General features: G+C 73.0%; 21 protein-coding genes and 1 tRNA gene. 8 read left to right on the top strand and 14 right to left on the bottom strand.

All coding sequences use genetic code 11. The features are described from left to right. Positions 1-31 precede the first annotated feature (31 nt). Positions 32-1,150 (bottom strand): NDMA-dependent alcohol dehydrogenase, encoded by a 1,119-nt coding sequence (locus tag A3CO_RS0119945; RefSeq protein ID WP_018334013.1) that lies wholly within the window; start codon positions 1,148-1,150, stop codon positions 32-34. A 169-nt stretch (positions 1,151-1,319) separates the two neighbouring features. On the opposite strand from A3CO_RS0119945, the gene A3CO_RS0119940 reads away from it, so the two are divergent. The 3 genes from A3CO_RS0119940 (at position 1,320) to katG (ending at position 5,410) form a co-directional block, all read left to right on the top strand. Next, positions 1,320-2,651, top strand: a complete 1,332-nt coding sequence (locus A3CO_RS0119940) for an ammonium transporter (RefSeq protein ID WP_018334012.1) — start codon at positions 1,320-1,322, stop codon at positions 2,649-2,651. Between the two features lie 87 nt (positions 2,652-2,738). After that, complete coding sequence (locus tag A3CO_RS0119935; RefSeq protein WP_018334011.1) at positions 2,739-3,206, top strand: Fur family transcriptional regulator; 468 nt, start codon at positions 2,739-2,741, stop codon at positions 3,204-3,206. A gap of 26 nt (positions 3,207-3,232) precedes the next feature. Next, positions 3,233-5,410 carry a catalase/peroxidase HPI gene (katG, locus tag A3CO_RS0119930; RefSeq protein WP_033414714.1) on the top strand — a complete coding sequence of 726 codons (2,178 nt, stop codon included), beginning with the start codon at positions 3,233-3,235 and terminating at the stop codon, positions 5,408-5,410. Positions 5,411-5,534: 124 nt separating this feature from the next. Here katG and A3CO_RS0119925 read toward each other — a convergent pair whose 3' ends face one another. Genes A3CO_RS0119925 through A3CO_RS36115 form a run of 3 tightly spaced genes read right to left on the bottom strand, consistent with a single transcriptional unit; the run spans position 5,535 to position 7,793 of the window. Then, positions 5,535-6,329: an MOSC domain-containing protein gene (locus A3CO_RS0119925; protein ID WP_018334009.1), complete on the bottom strand. Its 795-nt coding sequence runs from the start codon at positions 6,327-6,329 to the stop codon at positions 5,535-5,537. 1 nt (position 6,330) lies between these two features. Next, positions 6,331-6,741 (bottom strand): tRNA (N6-threonylcarbamoyladenosine(37)-N6)-methyltransferase TrmO, encoded by a 411-nt coding sequence (gene tsaA / locus A3CO_RS0119920; protein WP_018334008.1) that lies wholly within the window; start codon positions 6,739-6,741, stop codon positions 6,331-6,333. Beyond that, positions 6,738-7,793, bottom strand: a complete 1,056-nt coding sequence (locus A3CO_RS36115) for a flavin-containing monooxygenase (protein WP_026204801.1) — start codon at positions 7,791-7,793, stop codon at positions 6,738-6,740. The genes tsaA and A3CO_RS36115 overlap by 4 nt, the downstream gene beginning before the upstream one ends. Before the next feature lie 12 nt (positions 7,794-7,805). Between A3CO_RS36115 and A3CO_RS33335 the strand changes: the two genes are divergently transcribed. Next, positions 7,806-8,585 (top strand): aldo/keto reductase, encoded by a 780-nt coding sequence (locus A3CO_RS33335; protein ID WP_018334006.1) that lies wholly within the window; start codon positions 7,806-7,808, stop codon positions 8,583-8,585. A 4-nt stretch (positions 8,586-8,589) separates the two neighbouring features. Here A3CO_RS33335 and A3CO_RS0119905 read toward each other — a convergent pair whose 3' ends face one another. Further along, complete coding sequence (locus A3CO_RS0119905; protein ID WP_018334005.1) at positions 8,590-9,768, bottom strand: cytochrome P450; 1,179 nt, start codon at positions 9,766-9,768, stop codon at positions 8,590-8,592. Between the two features lie 59 nt (positions 9,769-9,827). Continuing rightward, entirely contained in the window at positions 9,828-10,274 is a 447-nt protein-coding gene (locus A3CO_RS0119900; protein WP_018334004.1) for a MarR family winged helix-turn-helix transcriptional regulator, read from the bottom strand. A 131-nt stretch (positions 10,275-10,405) separates the two neighbouring features. On the opposite strand from A3CO_RS0119900, the gene A3CO_RS0119895 reads away from it, so the two are divergent. Continuing rightward, a complete protein-coding gene (locus A3CO_RS0119895) occupies positions 10,406-10,705 on the top strand; it encodes a hypothetical protein (RefSeq protein WP_018334003.1) in 300 nt (99 codons plus the stop codon). Positions 10,706-10,712: 7 nt separating this feature from the next. Here the strand turns inward: A3CO_RS0119895 and A3CO_RS0119890 are convergent, their stop codons facing one another. From A3CO_RS0119890 to A3CO_RS0119880, 3 genes are all read right to left on the bottom strand, one after another. Continuing rightward, complete coding sequence (locus A3CO_RS0119890; protein WP_018334002.1) at positions 10,713-11,789, bottom strand: type I phosphomannose isomerase catalytic subunit; 1,077 nt, start codon at positions 11,787-11,789, stop codon at positions 10,713-10,715. Continuing rightward, positions 11,786-12,631: a glucose 1-dehydrogenase gene (locus A3CO_RS0119885; protein ID WP_018334001.1), complete on the bottom strand. Its 846-nt coding sequence runs from the start codon at positions 12,629-12,631 to the stop codon at positions 11,786-11,788. The genes A3CO_RS0119890 and A3CO_RS0119885 overlap by 4 nt, the downstream gene beginning before the upstream one ends. A 68-nt stretch (positions 12,632-12,699) precedes the next feature. Further along, positions 12,700-13,632, bottom strand: a complete 933-nt coding sequence (locus A3CO_RS0119880) for a DUF808 domain-containing protein (protein ID WP_018334000.1) — start codon at positions 13,630-13,632, stop codon at positions 12,700-12,702. A 103-nt stretch (positions 13,633-13,735) separates the two neighbouring features. Between A3CO_RS0119880 and A3CO_RS0119875 the strand changes: the two genes are divergently transcribed. The 3 genes from A3CO_RS0119875 (at position 13,736) to A3CO_RS38295 (ending at position 15,007) form a co-directional block, all read left to right on the top strand. Then, positions 13,736-13,999, top strand: coding sequence for a hypothetical protein (locus tag A3CO_RS0119875; RefSeq protein WP_018333999.1), 264 nt, complete (start codon positions 13,736-13,738; stop codon positions 13,997-13,999). Positions 14,000-14,065: 66 nt separating this feature from the next. Then, positions 14,066-14,674 (top strand): polysaccharide deacetylase family protein, encoded by a 609-nt coding sequence (locus tag A3CO_RS33330; RefSeq protein WP_051086018.1) that lies wholly within the window; start codon positions 14,066-14,068, stop codon positions 14,672-14,674. Between the two features lie 168 nt (positions 14,675-14,842). Then, complete coding sequence (locus A3CO_RS38295) at positions 14,843-15,007, top strand: hypothetical protein (RefSeq protein WP_018333997.1); 165 nt, start codon at positions 14,843-14,845, stop codon at positions 15,005-15,007. Between the two features lie 38 nt (positions 15,008-15,045). On the opposite strand, the gene A3CO_RS0119860 is transcribed toward A3CO_RS38295, so the two are convergent. The 5 genes from A3CO_RS0119860 to A3CO_RS0119840 all read right to left on the bottom strand — a co-directional run bounded on the left by A3CO_RS0119860 (position 15,046) and on the right by A3CO_RS0119840 (position 17,305). Then, positions 15,046-15,118: transfer RNA gene (locus A3CO_RS0119860), tRNA-Arg, on the bottom strand. A 117-nt stretch (positions 15,119-15,235) separates the two neighbouring features. Next, on the bottom strand, positions 15,236-15,895 hold the full coding sequence (locus A3CO_RS0119855; RefSeq protein WP_018333996.1) for an SDR family NAD(P)-dependent oxidoreductase: 660 nt from the start codon (positions 15,893-15,895) through the stop codon (positions 15,236-15,238). Positions 15,896-15,915: 20 nt separating this feature from the next. After that, entirely contained in the window at positions 15,916-16,320 is a 405-nt protein-coding gene (locus A3CO_RS0119850; protein WP_018333995.1) for a nuclear transport factor 2 family protein, read from the bottom strand. Continuing rightward, positions 16,317-16,643 carry a rhodanese-like domain-containing protein gene (locus tag A3CO_RS0119845; RefSeq protein ID WP_018333994.1) on the bottom strand — a complete coding sequence of 109 codons (327 nt, stop codon included), beginning with the start codon at positions 16,641-16,643 and terminating at the stop codon, positions 16,317-16,319. The genes A3CO_RS0119850 and A3CO_RS0119845 overlap by 4 nt, the downstream gene beginning before the upstream one ends. Before the next feature lie 92 nt (positions 16,644-16,735). Then, on the bottom strand, positions 16,736-17,305 hold the full coding sequence (locus A3CO_RS0119840; RefSeq protein WP_018333993.1) for a TIGR03086 family metal-binding protein: 570 nt from the start codon (positions 17,303-17,305) through the stop codon (positions 16,736-16,738). Between the last annotated feature and the right edge of the window lie 6 nt (positions 17,306-17,311).

Raw genomic sequence — 17,311 nt, 5'->3', positions numbered from 1 at the left:
GTGCTCCGTTCCTCGGTGCTCTCGGGCGGACTCAGTGCTCGTGGATGAGGACGCCGCGGACGTTGTCGCCGTTGAGCAGGGCGTCGTAGCCCTCGTTGACCTGCTCGAGGGTGTACGTCTTCGTGATGAGCTCGTCGAGCTTGATGTCCCCGCTCTGGTACATGCCCAGAATCTTCGGGATGTCCGTGGTCGGGTTGCAGTCGCCGAAGAGCGTGCCCTTCACCGTCTTCTTGAACAGGGTCATGATCGCGCCCGGCAGCTGGACGTTCTGCTCGGTCAGCTTGTTCAGACCGGTGAGGACGACGGTGCCGCCCTTGCCGATGGCGTCGAAGGCACCGGTGACGATCTCCTGGGTGACCAGGCCCGCCGTCACGACGGCCTTGTCCGCGCCGTTGCCGTTGGTCATCTGGCGCGCGAGGTCGGCGGCCTCCTCGATGGAGCCGACGGCGTGCGTGGCACCGAGCTCCATGGCCTTCTCCCGCTTGTTCTCCAGCGGGTCGACGGCGATGAGGTTCTTCGCGCCGGCGAAGCGGGCGCCCTGCACGGCGTTGATGCCGATGCCGCCGACGCCGGAGACGATGACCGTCTCACCGGGCTGCACGTCGGCCGCGTAGACCGCCGAGCCCCAGCCGGTGGGGACGCCGCAGCCGACGAGCACGGCCTTGTCCAGCGGCAGCTCGTCCTCGACCTTGACCACGGAGGTCTGGCTGATCGTCCCGTACTGGCTGAACGTGCCGATCATGCACATCGCGCCGTAGTTCTTCTCCGGCCCGGGGCCGGTGAACGGGAAGCGGCCGCTGGGGAGCTCGCCGGAAAGGATGTTCGCGCCCATGTCGCAGATGGCCTGCTGGCCGGTGGCGCACCAGCGGCAGACGCCGCAGTTGGGGATGAACGAGCAGACGACGTGGTCGCCCGGCTTCACGCGCGTGACGCCCGGACCGACCTCCTCGATGATGCCCGCGCCCTCGTGGCCGAGGACCATCGGGAGCCGCGCCTCGAGGTCGCCGTGGGCGATGTGGACGTCGGAGTGGCAGAGCCCGGCGTGGGTGTACCGGATGAGGACCTCGCCCTCCTCCGGACCTGCGAGGTCGAGCTCGACGATCTCGATCGGCTTGCCGGTCTCGTAGACGACAGCAGCCTTGGTCTTCATAGGGAACGTCCTCCTCGACGTCGAAACTGTGCGCTGAGCGACACATGCAACGGAGGCGATGCTCACAGATCCGCCCGGGCCCCGCCAGTCCCCACAGCCACGCGGTCCGTCGTCATGCTCGTGTCACACGTCGGCGACACACCTGTCATCTGCGTGTCAGAATCCGGCCGTGATCGACTCGGGCAGCACCGCCTGGATGTTGGCGGCCACCGGACTCGTCATGCTCATGACGCCGGGTCTCGCGCTCTTCTACGGCGGCATGGTGCGGACCCGGGCGGTCCTCAACATGATGATGACGACGTTCGTGTGTCTCGGGGTCGTCGGCGTCCTGTGGGTGGCCTACGGCTGGTCGCTCGCCTTCGGGTCCGACTCGTTCGGCGGGCTCGTCGGCGGCTTCTCGGCCGCCGGGATGCGGCACCTGGACACCGCCGTGATCGGCACGGGCGCGAGCGCGGTGCCGACCGGCGTGTTCGCGATGTTCCAGCTGATGTTCGCGGTCGTCACGGTCGCGCTGCTCGCGGGCGCGATCGCCGAACGCGTCCGGTTCTGGCCGTGGACGCTGTTCGTGGCGGTCTGGGTCACCCTGGTCTACGTCCCGGAGGCGCACTGGGTCTTCGCGATCGACGGGGCCGTCGCGCCCGACGCGGTGGGCGGCTGGATCGCCAACCGGCTGCACGCGCTCGACTTCGCGGGCGGCACCGCCGTCGAGATCAACTCGGGGGCGTCGGCGCTGGCCCTCGCGCTCGTCGTCGGGAAGCGGCGTGGCTGGCCCCGCGACCCGGTCCGTCCGCACAACCTGCCGTTCGTGCTGGTCGGCGCCGGCCTGCTGTGGTTCGGGTGGTTCGGGTTCAACGCCGGGTCGGCGCTGGGGGCCACCGCGACGGCGGGCACCGCGCTGGTCGCGACGATGCTCGCGGGCTCGGCCGCCGTGCTGTCCTGGCTCGTGGTGGAGCAGATCCGCGACGGTCGGCCGACCTCGTTGGGCGCCGCGTCGGGGGCGGTCGCGGGGCTCGTGGGCATCACGCCGGCCTGCGCCTACGTGGAGCCGCTGGGCGCGGTGGCGATCGGGCTGGCGGCGGGCGCGATCTGTGCGTTCGCGGTGCGGCTGAAGTTCCGGTTCGGGTTCGACGACTCCCTCGACGTCGTGGCCGTGCACGGGGTCGGCGGGCTCGTCGGGATGCTGCTGCTCGGGGTGCTCGCCTCCACGGCGACCAACCCGGCGGGCGCCGAGGGCCTGCTCTACGGCGGCGGGTTCGCCCAGCTCGGCCGGCAGGCGGTGGCCGTCGCCGCGGTGCTGGCCTACTCGTTCGTGGTCACCGCGCTCATCGCCTGGGTCGTCGCACGGACGGTCGGCCTGCGGGTCGACCGCGAGGTCGAGGTGGAGGGCGTCGACGAGGCCGAGCACGCCGAGTCCGGCTACGACTTCTCCCCGCTCGCCGCCGGCGCGAGCACCCGTCGGGCGGGCGAGACACTGCTCGCCGGGCGACGTCCGGAGCGCTGAGGCCGTCGCCCGTCCGTCACCCGTGCGCAATCTGCCGATCCGCGGGAAAACTTGATCTGTTCCAGATTGGCGGGCACACTCGGGGCCATGTCCACGCCGACCGCGTTCGAGCGCCAGGTGCGCGAGGCCGGTCTGCGCGTGACCCGTCCTCGCGTCGCGGTCCTCGCCGCGCTGCACGAGCACCCGCACCTCGCCACGGAGGAGATCATCAATCTCGTCCGCGCCGATCTCGGGGCGGTGTCCCACCAGGCCGTGTACGACGTCCTGCGGGCACTGACCACGGCCGGCCTGCTGCGTCGGATCGAGCCCGAGGGTTCGTCCGCGCGGTACGAGACGCGGGTCGGGGACAACCACCACCACGTCGTGTGCCGGGGTTGCGGGGTGATCGCCGACGTCGACTGCGCGGTCGGCGCCGCCCCGTGCCTCACCCCGTCGGACGACCACGGTTTCGCCATCGACGAGGCCGAGGTCGTCTTCTGGGGCCTCTGCCCCGCGTGCCGGGGCGCCGCACACGCCACCACCACCGCTCAACCCTTCGGAGGGAACACGTCGTGACCGAACACGTCACCCGAGAGACGGACATGAACACGGAGGACGCGGGCGGCTGCCCCGTCCACGCCGGCCGGCTCGCGCACCCGACCGAGGGTGGCGGCAACGTCGACTGGTGGCCCAACCAGCTCAACCTGCGGATCCTGCGCAGCCACACGCGGGCGTCGAACCCGATGGACGAGGGCTTCGACTACGCGAAGGAGTTCGCGACCGTCGACCTCGACCAGCTCGCCGCCGACGTCGACGAGTGCCTGACCACCAGCCAGGACTGGTGGCCCGCCGACTTCGGCACCTACTCCGGCTTCATGATCCGCATGGCGTGGCACTCGGCCGGTACCTACCGGCTCGCCGACGGCCGTGGTGGCGCCGGGATGGGCATGCAGCGCTTCGCGCCGCTGAACAGCTGGCCCGACAACGGCAACCTCGACAAGGCCCGCCGCCTGCTCTGGCCGGTCAAGCAGAAGTACGGCAAGAAGCTCTCCTGGGCCGACCTCATGATCTTTGCGGGCAACCGTGCCCTGGAGATCGCGGGCTTCACGACCTTCGGCTTCGCCGGCGGGCGCCCCGACGTCTTCGAGCCCGACAACGAGACCTACTGGGGTCCGGAGAACTACTGGCTGGGCGGCGACCAGCGCTACACCGGTGACCGCCAGCTCGAGCAGCCCCTCGGCGCCTCGCAGATGGGTCTGATCTACGTCAACCCGGAGGGCCCGGACGGCAACCCCGACCCGCTGGCCGCCGCGCGCGACATCCGCGAGACCTTCGGCCGGATGGCGATGAACGACGAGGAGACCGTCGCCCTCATCGCCGGTGGCCACACCCTGGGCAAGACCCACGGTGCCGCCGACCCCGACCAGTACGTCGGCCCGGAGCCCGAGGGTGCGCCCATCGAGCAGGGTGGCCTCGGCTGGAAGCAGGAGTTCGGCAAGGGCAAGGGCCGCGACACCATCACGTCCGGCCTCGAGGTCACCTGGACCGCGACGCCCTCGAAGTGGAGCCACGGCTACTTCAAGAACCTCTTCGAGTACGAGTGGGAGCTGTTCAAGTCCCCGGCCGGCGCGTGGCAGTACCGCCCCGTGAACAACGGCGGCGCCAACACGGTGCCCGACCCCGAGACCGGCGAGCTGACCCGTCAGCCCACCATGCTGGTCACCGACCTCTCCCTGAAGGTCGACCCGATCTACCAGGAGATCTCGCGGCGCTTCCTCGAGAACGAGGAGGAGTTCAAGGACGCCTTCGCCCGCGCCTGGTTCAAGCTGACCCACCGCGACATGGGCCCGATCGAGCGCTACGTGGGCGCCTGGACCCCTCAGGAGACGCTGCTCTGGCAGGACCCGGTGCCCAAGCACGAGGGCCCCGTCGTCTCCGCCGACGAGATCGCCGACCTCAAGAAGCAGGTCCTCGACTCGGGTCTCACCGTCCCGCAGCTGGTCAAGGCGGCCTGGGCCTCGGCCTCGACCTTCCGCATCGGTGACAAGCGCGGCGGCGCCAACGGTGCCCGCGTGCGCCTCGACCCGCAGATCGACTGGGAGGTCAACGACCCGCAGGAGCTGCGCCGGACGCTCTCGACCCTCGAGGGCATCCAGCAGGCCTCCGGGAAGATTTCGCTGGCCGACCTGATCGTGCTCGGCGGCGTCGCGGCCGTCGAGAAGGCCGCGTCCGACGCGGGCGTGTCGATCGAGGTGCCGTTCACCCCGGGGCGCACCGACGCGACGCAGGAGTGGACCGACGTCGAGGCCTTCTCGTACCTCGAGCCGAAGGCCGACGGCTTCCGCAACTACCTCGGCAAGGGTCACCGGCTCCCGGACGAGTACCTGCTGGTCGACCGGGCGAACCTGCTCAACCTGACCGCGCCCGAGATGACCGTGCTGGTCGGCGGTCTGCGGGTGCTCGGCGCGAACACCGCCGACTCGTCGCACGGCGTGTTCACCCAGCGGGTCGGGCAGCTGTCGAACGACTTCTTCACCACGCTGCTCGGACCGGACCTGACCTGGTCGAAGTCCGGCAGCGAGGAGGGCGTCTACGAGGCCCGCGGCACCGACGGCGAGGTGCGCTACACCGGCACCCGCAACGACCTCGTGTTCAGCTCGAACTCCGAGCTGCGCGCCGTCTCGGAGATCTACGCCGAGAACGGGTCCGAGGAGAAGTTCGTGCGTGACTTCGTCAAGGCCTGGGACAAGGTCATGATGCTGGACCGCTACGACGTGTGAGCTCCGCTCATGTGAGCACTCAGTGGGGCTATAGCCCCACTGAGTGCTCACCTGCGAAGCACACGGCCCGGGTCGGCTGCTCCACGAGCAGCCGGCCCGGGCCGTCGTCGTCCCCGGACCGGACTCAGCGGAGGGACACCGGGTCCCCGAGCGCGATGGTCCCGCCGCGCACGACCTCCGCGTACGCCCCGGCGCACGGCAGCACCCCGAAGCCGGGCACGTCGACGCGGTTCTCCCGCATCAGCGGCGTGACGGCCTTCGGCTCCTGGGGTAGGTCGCCGTGCTCGAGCGTCGGGACGGAGCACCGCGGCGTCGGCAGCGTCGCGCGGAGCACCACCTCCCCGACGTGCAGCTCCCGCCCGCGCCAGCCGTTCTCGGCGAACGGCTCGCCGTCGGAGGCGATGACGAGGTTCGGGCGGTAGCGGAGGGCCTCGACGCCGAGGTGGTCGAGGGTCGCCGTCGTGATGAGGTGCACCGGCGAGTGGTCGACGAACGTGTCGCCCTCGGTGCCCTGGGCGATCTCGAGGGTCGGGGCCTCGACCTCCGCCTCGACGCCCTGTGCGAGCACCTCCTCCGGGTCGGGCCGCTCCACCGACGAACCCGCGGGCCGCTGCGCCCGGAGCTCCACCGCCCGGCCGAGGTCGGCCGTGAGGGTCTCGACGAGGCGCGGGTCCTCGGCGTCGATCGTCTCGCCGTCCGGGGTCGTCACCACGACCCGGTCGTCCTGCACGGCCGCGGTGTACTGCAGCAGCCGCCGCCACAGCCGGGGGTGCTTCGCGGTGCAGACGTAGCCGGTCGACGGGTCGAGCAGGGCCCGCCACCGGTCGCTCTCCAGGCCGGTGGCGCCGACGACCGCGTGTTCGACCTGCTGGCCGAGCATGGACTTCACGGGGTACCGGGTCAGGGTCGCGACCTGCACGTCATCTCTCCTCGGATCGGGGGGCGAGGGCACGCTTGAGGTCGATCAGCGGGGTGCCGTCGACGGCCTCGAGGGCGTCGACGTGGATCCGTGTGCCGTCCCGGCCGAGTACCCGCACGGTGTGCAGGCCCACCGGGTTGGGGCGCGCGGGCGAGCGGGTGCTGAACACGCCGGTCGGTGGCCGCGCCGGGTCGCCGCGCGGGTGGACCACGAGCACGCCCCGGTCCGCCTCGTGCAGCCAGGTCACGACGACGAGCTCGTCCCCGGCGGCGAGGTCGGCCGCGGCCGGGGCGAGCGCGGGGTCGAGCACGAGCCAGGCGTCCGGGGCGCCCTCGTCGGCCTGCTTCGGGGCGGCACCCCGGTCGGTGAGGGCGGACTCGACGTGGCCGATCGGGCGGACCTCGAACGTCATCGGACCACGCTCCCCACGATCGTCGCGACGACGGCCTCGACCTGGTCCTGCAGGTCCACGCACGGGGTGTGCCCGGGCCGGGCGACCACGACGTGGCGGCCGGGCCCGTCGGCGATGCCGTGCAGGGCGGGCGGACCGGCGTCGAACGCGTCGGGCACGACGAGGACGTCGAGGGGGTGGTCGACGCCGTCCGCCTCGAGCCCGATGCGGGTCACGCGGGCGTCCTGCACGAGCGACACGTGCTCACGTGCGAACGCCTCGAGGTAGCCGTCGTCGAGCAGCACCGCCCCGGGCCCGCCGTCGGGGACGAGCCGCGGGTCGTCCGTCCGGGCGCGCATGGCGGCGCGGTCGGCCACGGTGGGCGCCGGCTCTCCGCGCCCCGGGAACCCCGACCGGTAGTCCTCCCGTTCCTGCCAGCCGTAGACCGGGTTGACCCGCCGCACGACGTCGACCGGGCCGTCGTCGACCACCACGAGCCGGGCGACCCGGTCGACGATCCACGGCACCAGCTGCACGGTGGCGGGCGTCGTGCCGAGGATCCCGACCCGTCGTCCGGTGAGGTCGTGGCGGTCCTCGCGCCAGTCCGCGGTCCGCACGACGAGGCCGCCGAAGCCGCCGGGGTCGAGCTCCGGTTCCACCGGGAGCCGGCCGGGGCAGGCGACGACGTGCCGCGCCCGGACCGGACCGCCGGGTGCGGTGTCCAGCCGCCACCCCCCGTCGTCGGGAACGGCGGAGAGGACCCGTGTGCCCAGCGAGACCGAGCGCCGCAGGTCGAGCCGGTCGGCGACGAAGCGGAACCAGCGCTGCACCTCGTAGCCGGCCGGGTAGCGCTCGCTCCAGCCCCAGTCGCGGACGAGCTGCTCGGAGCACCGGTACTGGTAGTGCTCGCAGGAGGTGTCCAGGTGCGAGCCGGGATAGGCGTGCCACCACCAGGTGCCGCCGACGTCGCCCGCCGCGTCGAACGCGTGCGCCCGCAGCCCCTGCTCGCGCAGCAGGTGCAGGGCGAGCAGGCCGGAGAAGCCGGCGCCGACGACGGCCACGTCGAGGTCCATCATCGGAGTCTGATGGATGGCATCCCGCTCACGACACTGAACGACGGCCGGTCGGTCCCGCGGTTCGGGCTCGGCGTCTACCACGTCCCGCCCGCGGACACGGCCCGCGTGGTCCGGACGGCCCTCGAGCTGGGCTACCGCCACGTGGACACGGCGCAGGGCTACGGCAACGAGGCGGGCGTCGGGCAGGGGTTGCGCGAGTCCGGCGTCCCGCGCGAGGACGTCTGGATCACGACGAAGCTCGACGACGGCCGGCACGGCGACCCGCGGGCGGCGCTGGCGGAGAGCCTCGAGCGGCTCGGGACCGACCACGTCGACCTGTTCCTGATCCACCGGCCCGGCGACCGGGACGTCGCGACCTGGCGGACGCTGATCGACCTGCGCGACGCCGGGTCTGCGCGCTCGATCGGGGTCTCGAACTTCTCCCGGCGGGGGGTGCGGGTGCTGATCGAGGCCACCGGCGTGGTGCCCGCGGTGCACCAAATTCGCGCCAACCCGCGGACGCCGCACCGGGCGATGCAGGCGTTCCACCGCCGCCACGGGATCGCGACGGAGGCGTGGGGGCCGTTGCGCGAGGGGCGCCTGACGACGCACCCGACGGCGCGGCGGGTGGCCGACCGCGTCGGCGCGACCCCGGCCCAGGTGCTGCTGCGCTGGCACCTGGACCGCGGCCTGATCGCGTTCCCGAAGACGACGTCCGCGGCGCGGCTGGCCGAGAACCTCGGCGTGGCCCACGTGCGGCTCACGCCCCGGGACCTCCGGGCGATCGACCGGATGCGGCGGCGGCCCTGACCGCTCAGGAGACCGTGACCTCCAGGTGCTCGTAGCCCCGCAGCCCGTTGTTGATCATGGGCGTGCGGGAGACGGCCTCGAAGCGGGACACGCGGTCGGCGAGGCGCTCGAGCAGCGACGACATCTCGAGCCGGGCGAGGTGCATCCCGACGCAGACGTGCTCGCCGCGGCCGAAGGCGAGGTGGTCCGAGGGCTTGCGGGTGATGTCGAAGCGGTCGGGGTCGGGGTACTTGCGCTCGTCGCGGTTGGCCGAGCCGTAGAGCAGGGCGACCCGGCTGCCGGCGGGGAGGGCCACCCCGTCGATCTCGTGGTCCTCGGTGAGCACCCGGGTGAACTGCGGTACCGGCGTCTCGATCCGCAACGCCTCGTTGATCGCGTGCGGGATCAGCGCCCGGTCGGAGCGCAGCAGCTCCCACTGGTCGGGGTGGTCGGCGAACAGCGCGATCATCGAGGCGATGCCGAGGATCGTGGTGTCGAGGCTCGGCGTCACGTAGTCGAGCATCATCACCGGGCACTTCTCGCGCGGCATCTCGCCGCGGTCGGCCGCCTCGTAGAGGTGCGCGGCCCAGCCGTTCGGGTCGATGCGTCCCGGCACGGCGTCGTTCTGGGCGAACGACAGGAACTCGCCGACCGCCGGCCCGGCGTCGAGGAACCGTTGGTTGCGGGGCCCCTGGACGTCCCAGATCGCGGCCGCCCACTCCAGCATCTTGCCGCGGTACTCCTCGCCGAGACCCACGAGCGTGGACACGACGGCCATCGGCAGGTGCTCGGCGAGCTCGGTGACGGCGTCGAAGCGCCCGGCCGTGACGACGCGGTCGACGACGCGGTCGGCCTCCTCGGAGATCGTCGGCGTGATCTCGCGCATGCGGTCGGGCCGCAGGGGCCGGCCGAGCACCGAGCGCATCATCGTGTGGTCCGGCGGGTCGGAGCACAGCGTGATGCCCTCGAGGTTCCGGTTCGTCTCCTCGTCGACGAAGACCGACTTCGCCGAGGAGAACGTGCGCCAGTCCATGAGCGCAGCACGCACGTCCGCGTAGCGGGGGAGCGCGTAGTGCCCGTGGCGGGCCATCTCGACGACAGGTCCCGCGTCGCGGAGCTCGCGGTAGAGGGGATAGGGGTCGATCCGGGCCTCGTCGCCGAAGAGGTCGACGTCGCTGACCGGGATGTCACGGACGGCTGTCACCCCCGCATCGTGATCGGCCGGGGGTGACGCAGGACACCACGTTGCCGCGGAGCGGAAACTCAGGCCCCGGTCACGCGGTCGAGCAGGGCCATCGCCTCCCGCACGGTGCGCTGCTCGGCCGCCGAGAGCTGCTCCTGCAGCGCGCCCGCGAGCCAGCCCTCGCCGGCGCTGCGGGCGCTCGCGAGGAGGTCCCGGCCCGACGGGGTGGCGGAGACGACCTGGCGGCGCCCGTCGTGCGGGTCGGGGTCCCGCCGCGCGAACCCACGCTCTACCAGGGCGGCCACCGTCATCGCCATCGACTGCTGCCGTACGTCCTCGGCGGCGGCGAGCTCGCTCGCGGTGGCCGGGCCGTCGCGCTCCAGGCGTCCGAGGACGGCGGTCTGCGAGGCGGTGAGCTCCGCCCGGTCGTAGTGCTCGCGCATCCGGCGGCGCAGCCGGCCCACCGTGACCCGCACGGCGCGGGCGGTCCGCACGGCCGACCCGTCGAGCTCCCTCGTCCCGCCCACGACGCCGGACTCTAGCCAGTGACGCCACCTCGTCGATCCCGTTGCGCCGCGTGCGCGGGCCCGCACGGAGGTTCGGACCAACTGTCAACCATCGTCGATCCGCCCACCGTCGGGCGTGCGGATATCCGGGTGTGAACGCTTCTCCCGAATCCGTCCCGGACCCGCTCGCGGCCCTCCCGGTGCTGCGGGAGGCCGGGGTGAGCGTCCACTGGGAGCAGCTCGACGGGCGGACGGCCTGGGTGGCCGACCCCGCGACGCGCGAGGTGTGGCTCTCCCGGGCGATCCCGCCGTCGGCGCTGCTGCGCTACTTCATCGAGGCGCTGACGGCGATCGACGCGCCGGTGCGCGACGAATCGGTGCTCGCCCTGGTGCACGCGAGCGACGACGTCGAGGAGCCGTCGCCGTCGCGCGCGACGCTGCGCTCGGTCTGAGCGTCGCTCAGAGCCCCTCGCCGAGGCCGGCGATCGCGGCGGACCCGTGCCCGGCGGTCAGCAGCGGGTCGCGGACGTCGCGGTCGAGGTCGGGCAGGTAGCCCGCCAGCACGTCGGCCGGGCCCTCGACGACGACCTCGCCGGTCACGGCGGGCAGCACCACGGTGCTCGCGCGGTCGAGGATCTCGTGGTGGTCGCCGACCGCCAGCCGGACCGGGGCGCCCACGTTCGAGAGCACGACGGCGGTGGTCACGGGCCGGTGCAGCCGGCCGGTGACCTGCCAGCGCTCGAGCGCGAAGTACGGCCCGGCGGTGAGCACGGTGGTCGTGGCGTCGTCGCCGACCTCCAGGTCGAGGCCCGGCCGGAACACGGGGCGCGGGTCGGGGTCCCACTCGGCGAGCAGCGCCTCGACGTTCGCGCGCCACGTGTCCTCGTCGAGGGCGGAACCGTCCTCCATCCGCCACGGCATCGCCTGCTGCTGCACGTCCGAGGTCTGCTCGATCTCGTACACCAGCGTGTCCGGCCCGAAGCTGTGCAGCGTCCCGCCGGGCACGTAGACCGTCTGCCCCGCGCGCACCGGCAGCCGGCGCAGGACGGCGTCGAAGTCCCCGGCCAGCAGGGCGTCTCGCAGCCGGTCGGCGTCCACGCCGTCCCGGGTGCCGCACAGCGCCGTCGCGCCCGGCGCCGCGTCGAGGACGTGCCAGGCCTCGGTCTTGCCGTGCGGGGCGGACTCCAACCGGCGGGCGGTGGCGTCGTCGGGATGGAGGTGGACCGGGAGGGCCCCGGCGGCGTCGATGAACTTGGTAAGCACGGGGAAGACGTCGTCACGCCATCCGCGGCCGACGAGCTCGTCGGGGCACGTCTCGACGAGGTCGTGCAGCGGGCGACCCGCCCACGGTCCCGACGTCACCGTCGAGACCATGCCGACGACGTCGCTCACCTCCCAGGTCTCGGCGACGGGCCCGGCCGGGAGCCCGCGACGCCCCAGCCGGTCGGCGATCGCGCGGCCCCCGAACACGTGCTGTGCGACGGGGGCGGTGACGTGCAGCGGGAGCCGCCCCGGACCCGTCGTCGGGAGGCTCACAGGATCGGGGTGCCGCCGGTGACCGCGATGCGGGCGCCGGAGACGTAGCTCGACTCGTCGGAGGCGAGCATGACGTAGACCGGCGCGAGCTCGGCGGGCTGGCCCGGGCGTCCCAGCGGGGTCGAGGTGCCGAAGCCCTCGACGTCCTCGGGCTTCATCGTCGCCGGGATGAGCGGGGTCCAGATCGGGCCCGGCGCCACGCTGTTGGCGCGGATGCCCTTCGGCCCGTACTGCTGCGCGAGGGCGCCCGTGAAGTTGGCGATCCCGGCCTTCGTGGTGTCGTAGACGATCAGCTGGGGCGGGGGCTGGTCGGAGTTCACCGACGTCGTGTTGATGATCGACGCGCCCGGGCGCATGTACGGCAGCGCCGCCTTCGTCACGTGGAACAGGCTCCCGAGGTTGACCGCCATCGTGTGGTCCCACTCGTCGTCGGGGACGTCCTCGAGGGAGTCGCGCACCATCTGGAACGCGGCGTTGTTGACGAGCACGTCGATCCGGCCGAACTCGTCCACGGCACGGGCGACGAGGTCGCGGCAGGCCTGCGGGTCGGCGAGGTCGCCGGGGACGAGGACGGCCTTGCGGCCGGCGTCCTCGACCCAGCGTGCGGTGGTGCGGGCGTCGTCCTCCTCCGCGGGCAGGTACCCGATCACCACGTCGGCGCCCTCACGGGCGAACGCGATGGCCACGGCCCGGCCGATCCCGCTGTCCGCGCCCGTGATCACCGTGGCCTTGCCCTCGAGCCGGCCGCTCCCGCGGTAGCTCTGCTCGCCGTGGTCGGCGGGCGGGTCGAGCAGGGCCTCGTGGCCGGGGTGGTCCTGGCCCTGGGCGGGCGGGTTCGTCATGAGGATCCTCGTTCTCGACGGCGGGTCGCGGCGGATAGCCCCGACCGTGTCGACGCGAAACGGACCCCTCAGGAGTGCTGTGCGGCCGACCGCGTCGGCAGCAGGTGCGCGATCGCGACGAGGATCCCGCCGACGACGAGGCCGACGACCGCCGAGCACAGCGTGTTGACCAACCAGCCGGGGCCGCCCCCGACCAGCTCCTCGAGGTGGTGCACGAACGCGTACGGCGGGTGGAACCCGAGCTCGTCCACGCCCACCAGCAGGATGTGGCCGCCGACCCAGAGCATCGCGACGATCCCGACGTTGGCCAACGTGGCGAGCACGATCGGCATCGCCGTCACGAGTCCCCGGCCGAGGCGGGCCACCGCGGTGCTCTCCCGTTGCGAGAGCGCGAGCCCGGCGTCGTCCATCTTCACGATGAGCGCCACCACGCCGTACACGAGCGCGGTGATGACGACGGCGACGACGGCGAGGATCACCGCCCGCGCCACGACGCCCTCGGACGCGACCTCGTTCAGCGCGATGACCATGATCTCCGCCGACAGGATGAAGTCGGTGCGCACCGCCGAGGAGACGACCTTCTTCTCGTTCTCCTCGGGGTTCGCCGCCACGGCCTCGTTGCGCGACTCGGCGTGCTCCTCGTGCCCCGACACCTTCTCCCACACCTTCTCGGCGCCCTCGTAGGAGAGGTAGAGCCCGCCGAGCATGAGGATCGGCGTCAGCGCCCAGGGCGCGAACTGACTGAGCAGCAGCGCCACCGGCAGGATGATGACGATCTTGTTGATCAGCGACCCGCGCGCGATGCGGCCGATGATCGACAGTTCCCGCTGCGGCTCCAGGCCCTGCACGTAGCGCGGGGTCACGGCCGCGTCGTCGACGACCACGCCGGCCGCCTTCGCACTCGCCCGCCCGGCCGCGCCCGCCACGTCGTCGAGCGAGGCGGTGGTCAACCGGACCAGCGCCGCGACGTCGTCGAGCAGGGCGAAGAGTCCGGCGGCCATGAGGCGGAGTTTATGTCCCGTATGGGCGGTCGGGAGTCGCGGGAAGCGGGAACGGTGGCGATACTCGGGACGACGGTGTGATCCAGATCGCAGGGAGGCGACGATGGCGGGATCGTGGCGACCGGGTGACTCGGTGCCGGACCGGTGGCTGCTGGACCTCGAGGCCGGCCGGGTCTCGTTGGACGAGACCGTCACGGCGCTCGCCGCCCACGAGTGGCCCGACGCGACCCCCGCGGGCACCAGCCTCGGCGACACCGATCCCTTTCCCGACGGCGGGTGGGTCAAGACCATGGACGCCGCGCACGCGGACGGCCGGATCAGCGGGGAGCAGTACCGCGCCATCTACGAGGCCTGCCGGAAGCGCTGACCTGCGTGCAAGCAATGCGTCACTGCTGCCACTGAACGCCAGGAAAGCCACATCGTCGTGCTGAGCGTGATCGAGCCCGTCCTGCGCGGGCGGGTGCTGTTCTTCGTGCCGACCCGGTCGCCCCGGTTCGCGCTGACCGTCGACGACGGGCCCGACCCGGCGACGACGCCCGCCCTGCTCGACGTCCTGCGCCGACACGGCGCGCACGCGACGTTCTTCCTCATCGGGGAGCGGGCCGCCGCGCACCCGGAGCTGGTCGCCCGGATCGCGCGGGAGGGCCACGAGATCGGCAACCACACCTGGCGCGACCGGCCGACGTGGCGGCTCGGGCCCGACGAGTTCCGGGACGACCTGCGTGCGACCCAACGGGTGCTCGTGACCCACGGTCCGGTGCGCTGGTTCCGGCCCGGCTCCGGGTGGCCGACGGCGCGGCACGTGACGGTCGCGGAGGAGGAGGGGCTGCGCTGCGTCCTGGGCAGCGCCGTGGCGATCGCCGGGGCCGGGGCCGGGACCGCCACGAGCGCCGCGTGGCTCGCCCCGGTGGTCCGTCGGGGCACGGTCGTCGTGCTGCACGAGGGACCACGCCGGTCCGGGGTCGCCGCCACCGTCGACGGGCTGCTGGAGCGCACCGCCCGACGGGGCCTCGCGGCGGTCACGCTCTCGGCGCTGACCTGAGGGTGCCCTGGCACGAGGCGAACCTGTGGTCGTCGCGTCGAGGCACATCTCGGTCGACTGCTCCAGCCGAGTGGCGGGATCGCACACCCCGTAACGGGGCCCGCCAGGTGTTCGACGCAGTGAGCGTCAGCGCCGATGGTCGGGGCTGCAGACGTCCGGGGGGTTCACGTGGGCGCGGTGATCTCGCTCTGCTTCATGATGTTCCGACTGATGTTCCTCATGATGCGGTACACGCTCGTGCTGACCGTCTGGATGGTGCAGGTCATGGTCGTGCTGTGCGCCGCGCTCATGGCGGGCGGTCGCCCGGCGCGGATGCCACGCCTGCGCCTCTGACAGCGGCAGCGGACCCGGATCCAGTCCCGACCTGAGGGCGCCCCCGGCAGGATTCGAACCTGCGACACCCGCTTTAGGAGAGCGGTGCTCTATCCCCTGAGCTACGGGGGCCCGGGTGCAGCGTAGCCGCAGCGGGGCGCCGTGCCGCGCGAGACGTACATCAGGCAGGTCTGGAGCACCGGAGACCTGCCCCACGTCACCCTCGCGGGGCGGGACGGCGACCGGAGGTCACATCTCCTCGGCGAACACCCGAAACTCGTCACGGCCGGTGTGCATCGACCACAGCGTCTCGGCGAGGACGGCCGGGTCCTTGCGCGGGTGCCTCGGCTCGATCGCCCCGGGGATGATCAGCTGCGCGACGTGGATGCCGTCGCCGGCCACCTCGTCGTGCAGCATCGTCGCGAAGGCGCCGAGCCCGGCGAACGCGATCGACGTCCCCGCAACGGCCGCGGCTGGCCGCGCGCCCGACCCGCCGTTGACGAACAGCACGGTGCCGCGCTTCAGGTACCGCATCCCGGGCAGCACCTGGTGCACCGCGGCGACCGGGCCGTAGATCGACGTCTCGACCGGCCCGACGAGGTCGGCGGCGGTCGTCTCCAGCACGGGGCGCAGGAAGTCCTTCTGCGGCAGCGGGCTGTACTGCAGCACCTCGATCGGCCCGACGGTCTCGGTGATCGACTCGAGCGTGCGAGCCAGGGCGGCCGGGTCGCGCGCGTCGGTGGCGAACCCGTGGGCGGCGACGCCCTCGCCGGCGAGGTCGGCCGCCAGCCCCCGGGCACGGTCGAGGTTGCGGGAGACGAGGGCGACGTCGAAGCCCTCCGCCCCGAAGCGTCGCGCGGTCGCCGCGCCCAGTCCCGGTCCGGCCCCGATGATCGCGATCGTCGTCACGGGGCCCTGACTGCCCGCGCTCAGGCGTCCTTGAACGTGGTCAGTTGCGCACCGATCCGTTGTGCCATCGCGGCGCCGAGGGCCTGCAGGCCGGACAGCGGCCGGACCATCACCTCGAACTCGGTGATGAGCCCGTCGTCGTCGACGTGGATGAGGTCCACCCCGCGCAGGGCCTTGCCGTCGACCGTCGCCGAGAACTCGAGCACCGCGTCCGACCCGGTGCGGAACGTCCGGTGGTATCGGAAGTCCTCGAAGACGGTGAGCACGGTCCGCAGGGCGAGCACCACCGCCGCCCGCGACGGGTACGGCGAGTGCGCGACGGGGGAGCGGAAGACCGCGTCGGGCGCGACGATCTCCTCCAGCCCGCTCATGTCCCGCCGCTCCACCATCGCGTGCCACCGGTCGAGGGTGTCGTCGAGGCTCATCGGTCGAGCGTGCCGGGTGTGCCGTCGTCGCGGACGAGCGGGTGCCCCGCGCCCGACCACGCGGTCAGCCCGCCGCCGAGGTTCACGGCGTCGACGCCGGCGTCGGCGAGCTGCTGCGCCGCCCGGCCGCCGCGCCCGCCGCCGCGGCAGGTGGTGACGACGCTGCGGCCCGCGAACTCTGCGGGGTCGAGGTCGCCGAGCGGTCGGTGCAGGGAGTCCGGGGCGTGCCCGGCCGCCCACTCGTCGGGCTCGCGGACGTCCACGAGCACCGCCTCGCCGGCGGCCAGCCGGCGCCGGGCCTCGTCGGGATCGATGTCGGTCATGGGGCCATCCTGCGCGACTCCGGGACGCGAACCCGCGGGACCTCCGAGCCCCTTCCCGACGACGGGTGCGGCGCACCCGTCGTCGGGAAGGCTCAGGCCCGGACGCGGGAGGGGTCGCGGCCGAGCCAGGCGACGAGCCGGTCGTAGGGCCCGGCGTCCTCGCCGACCTCGACGACGGGGCCGAACGGGATGTCGCCTCCGCGCGGCTGCGCCGGCAGCGACGCCCGGGCCACCTCGAGGGCGGCCCCGGCCAGCTCCGGGTCGAGGACGTCGACGACGTCGAGGGCGACCGCGAGGTCCCAGCCGTGCGCCGTGAACTCCCGGACGTAGCCCCACGCGGCCGCCCGGCCGGGCACGGTGCCCCACGGCACCGCCAGTTGCCGGTCGAGCACGGCGTCGTCGTCCCAGACGTCCGCGATCTCGCGGCGGCCGTCGGCGAAGGCGTCGGCGTAGTCCTCGACGGGGGTCTGGTGGGGCAGGTCGAAGGGGTGGCCGCCGCGGCCGACGTGGGCGACCCGGCGGTGCACTCTGACGAGGTGGGCCAGCAGGTCCCCGACGGTCCAGCCCTCGCACGGGGTGGGGGCGTCGAGCCGGAGGTCGGGGCCGAGCAGGGCGCCGACCTGCTCGGCGGCGCGGTACAGGAGAGGGCGGGGGTCGGTCACGACGGT

The organism is Actinomycetospora chiangmaiensis DSM 45062 (assembly GCF_000379625.1).
Classification (GTDB): domain Bacteria; phylum Actinomycetota; class Actinomycetes; order Mycobacteriales; family Pseudonocardiaceae; genus Actinomycetospora; species Actinomycetospora chiangmaiensis.
Note: the sequence above shows the minus strand (reverse complement) of the source record. Positions and strands in the feature narration are given on the sequence as shown.

Coding starts and splice junctions, on each gene's coding strand:
- A3CO_RS0119945 (WP_018334013.1), bottom strand. CDS start 1,150: ATGAAGACCAAGGCTGCTGTCGTCTACGAGACCGGCAAGCCGATCGAG.
- A3CO_RS0119935 (WP_018334011.1), top strand. CDS start 2,739: ATGTCCACGCCGACCGCGTTCGAGCGCCAGGTGCGCGAGGCCGGTCTG.
- katG (WP_033414714.1), top strand. CDS start 3,233: ATGAACACGGAGGACGCGGGCGGCTGCCCCGTCCACGCCGGCCGGCTC.
- tsaA (WP_018334008.1), bottom strand. CDS start 6,741: ATGACGTTCGAGGTCCGCCCGATCGGCCACGTCGAGTCCGCCCTCACC.
- A3CO_RS36115 (WP_026204801.1), bottom strand. CDS start 7,793: ATGGACCTCGACGTGGCCGTCGTCGGCGCCGGCTTCTCCGGCCTGCTC.
- A3CO_RS33335 (WP_018334006.1), top strand. CDS start 7,806: ATGGATGGCATCCCGCTCACGACACTGAACGACGGCCGGTCGGTCCCG.
- A3CO_RS0119885 (WP_018334001.1), bottom strand. CDS start 12,631: ATGACGAACCCGCCCGCCCAGGGCCAGGACCACCCCGGCCACGAGGCC.
- A3CO_RS0119880 (WP_018334000.1), bottom strand. CDS start 13,632: ATGGCCGCCGGACTCTTCGCCCTGCTCGACGACGTCGCGGCGCTGGTC.
- A3CO_RS0119875 (WP_018333999.1), top strand. CDS start 13,736: ATGGCGGGATCGTGGCGACCGGGTGACTCGGTGCCGGACCGGTGGCTG.
- A3CO_RS0119850 (WP_018333995.1), bottom strand. CDS start 16,320: ATGAGCCTCGACGACACCCTCGACCGGTGGCACGCGATGGTGGAGCGG.
- A3CO_RS0119845 (WP_018333994.1), bottom strand. CDS start 16,643: ATGACCGACATCGATCCCGACGAGGCCCGGCGCCGGCTGGCCGCCGGC.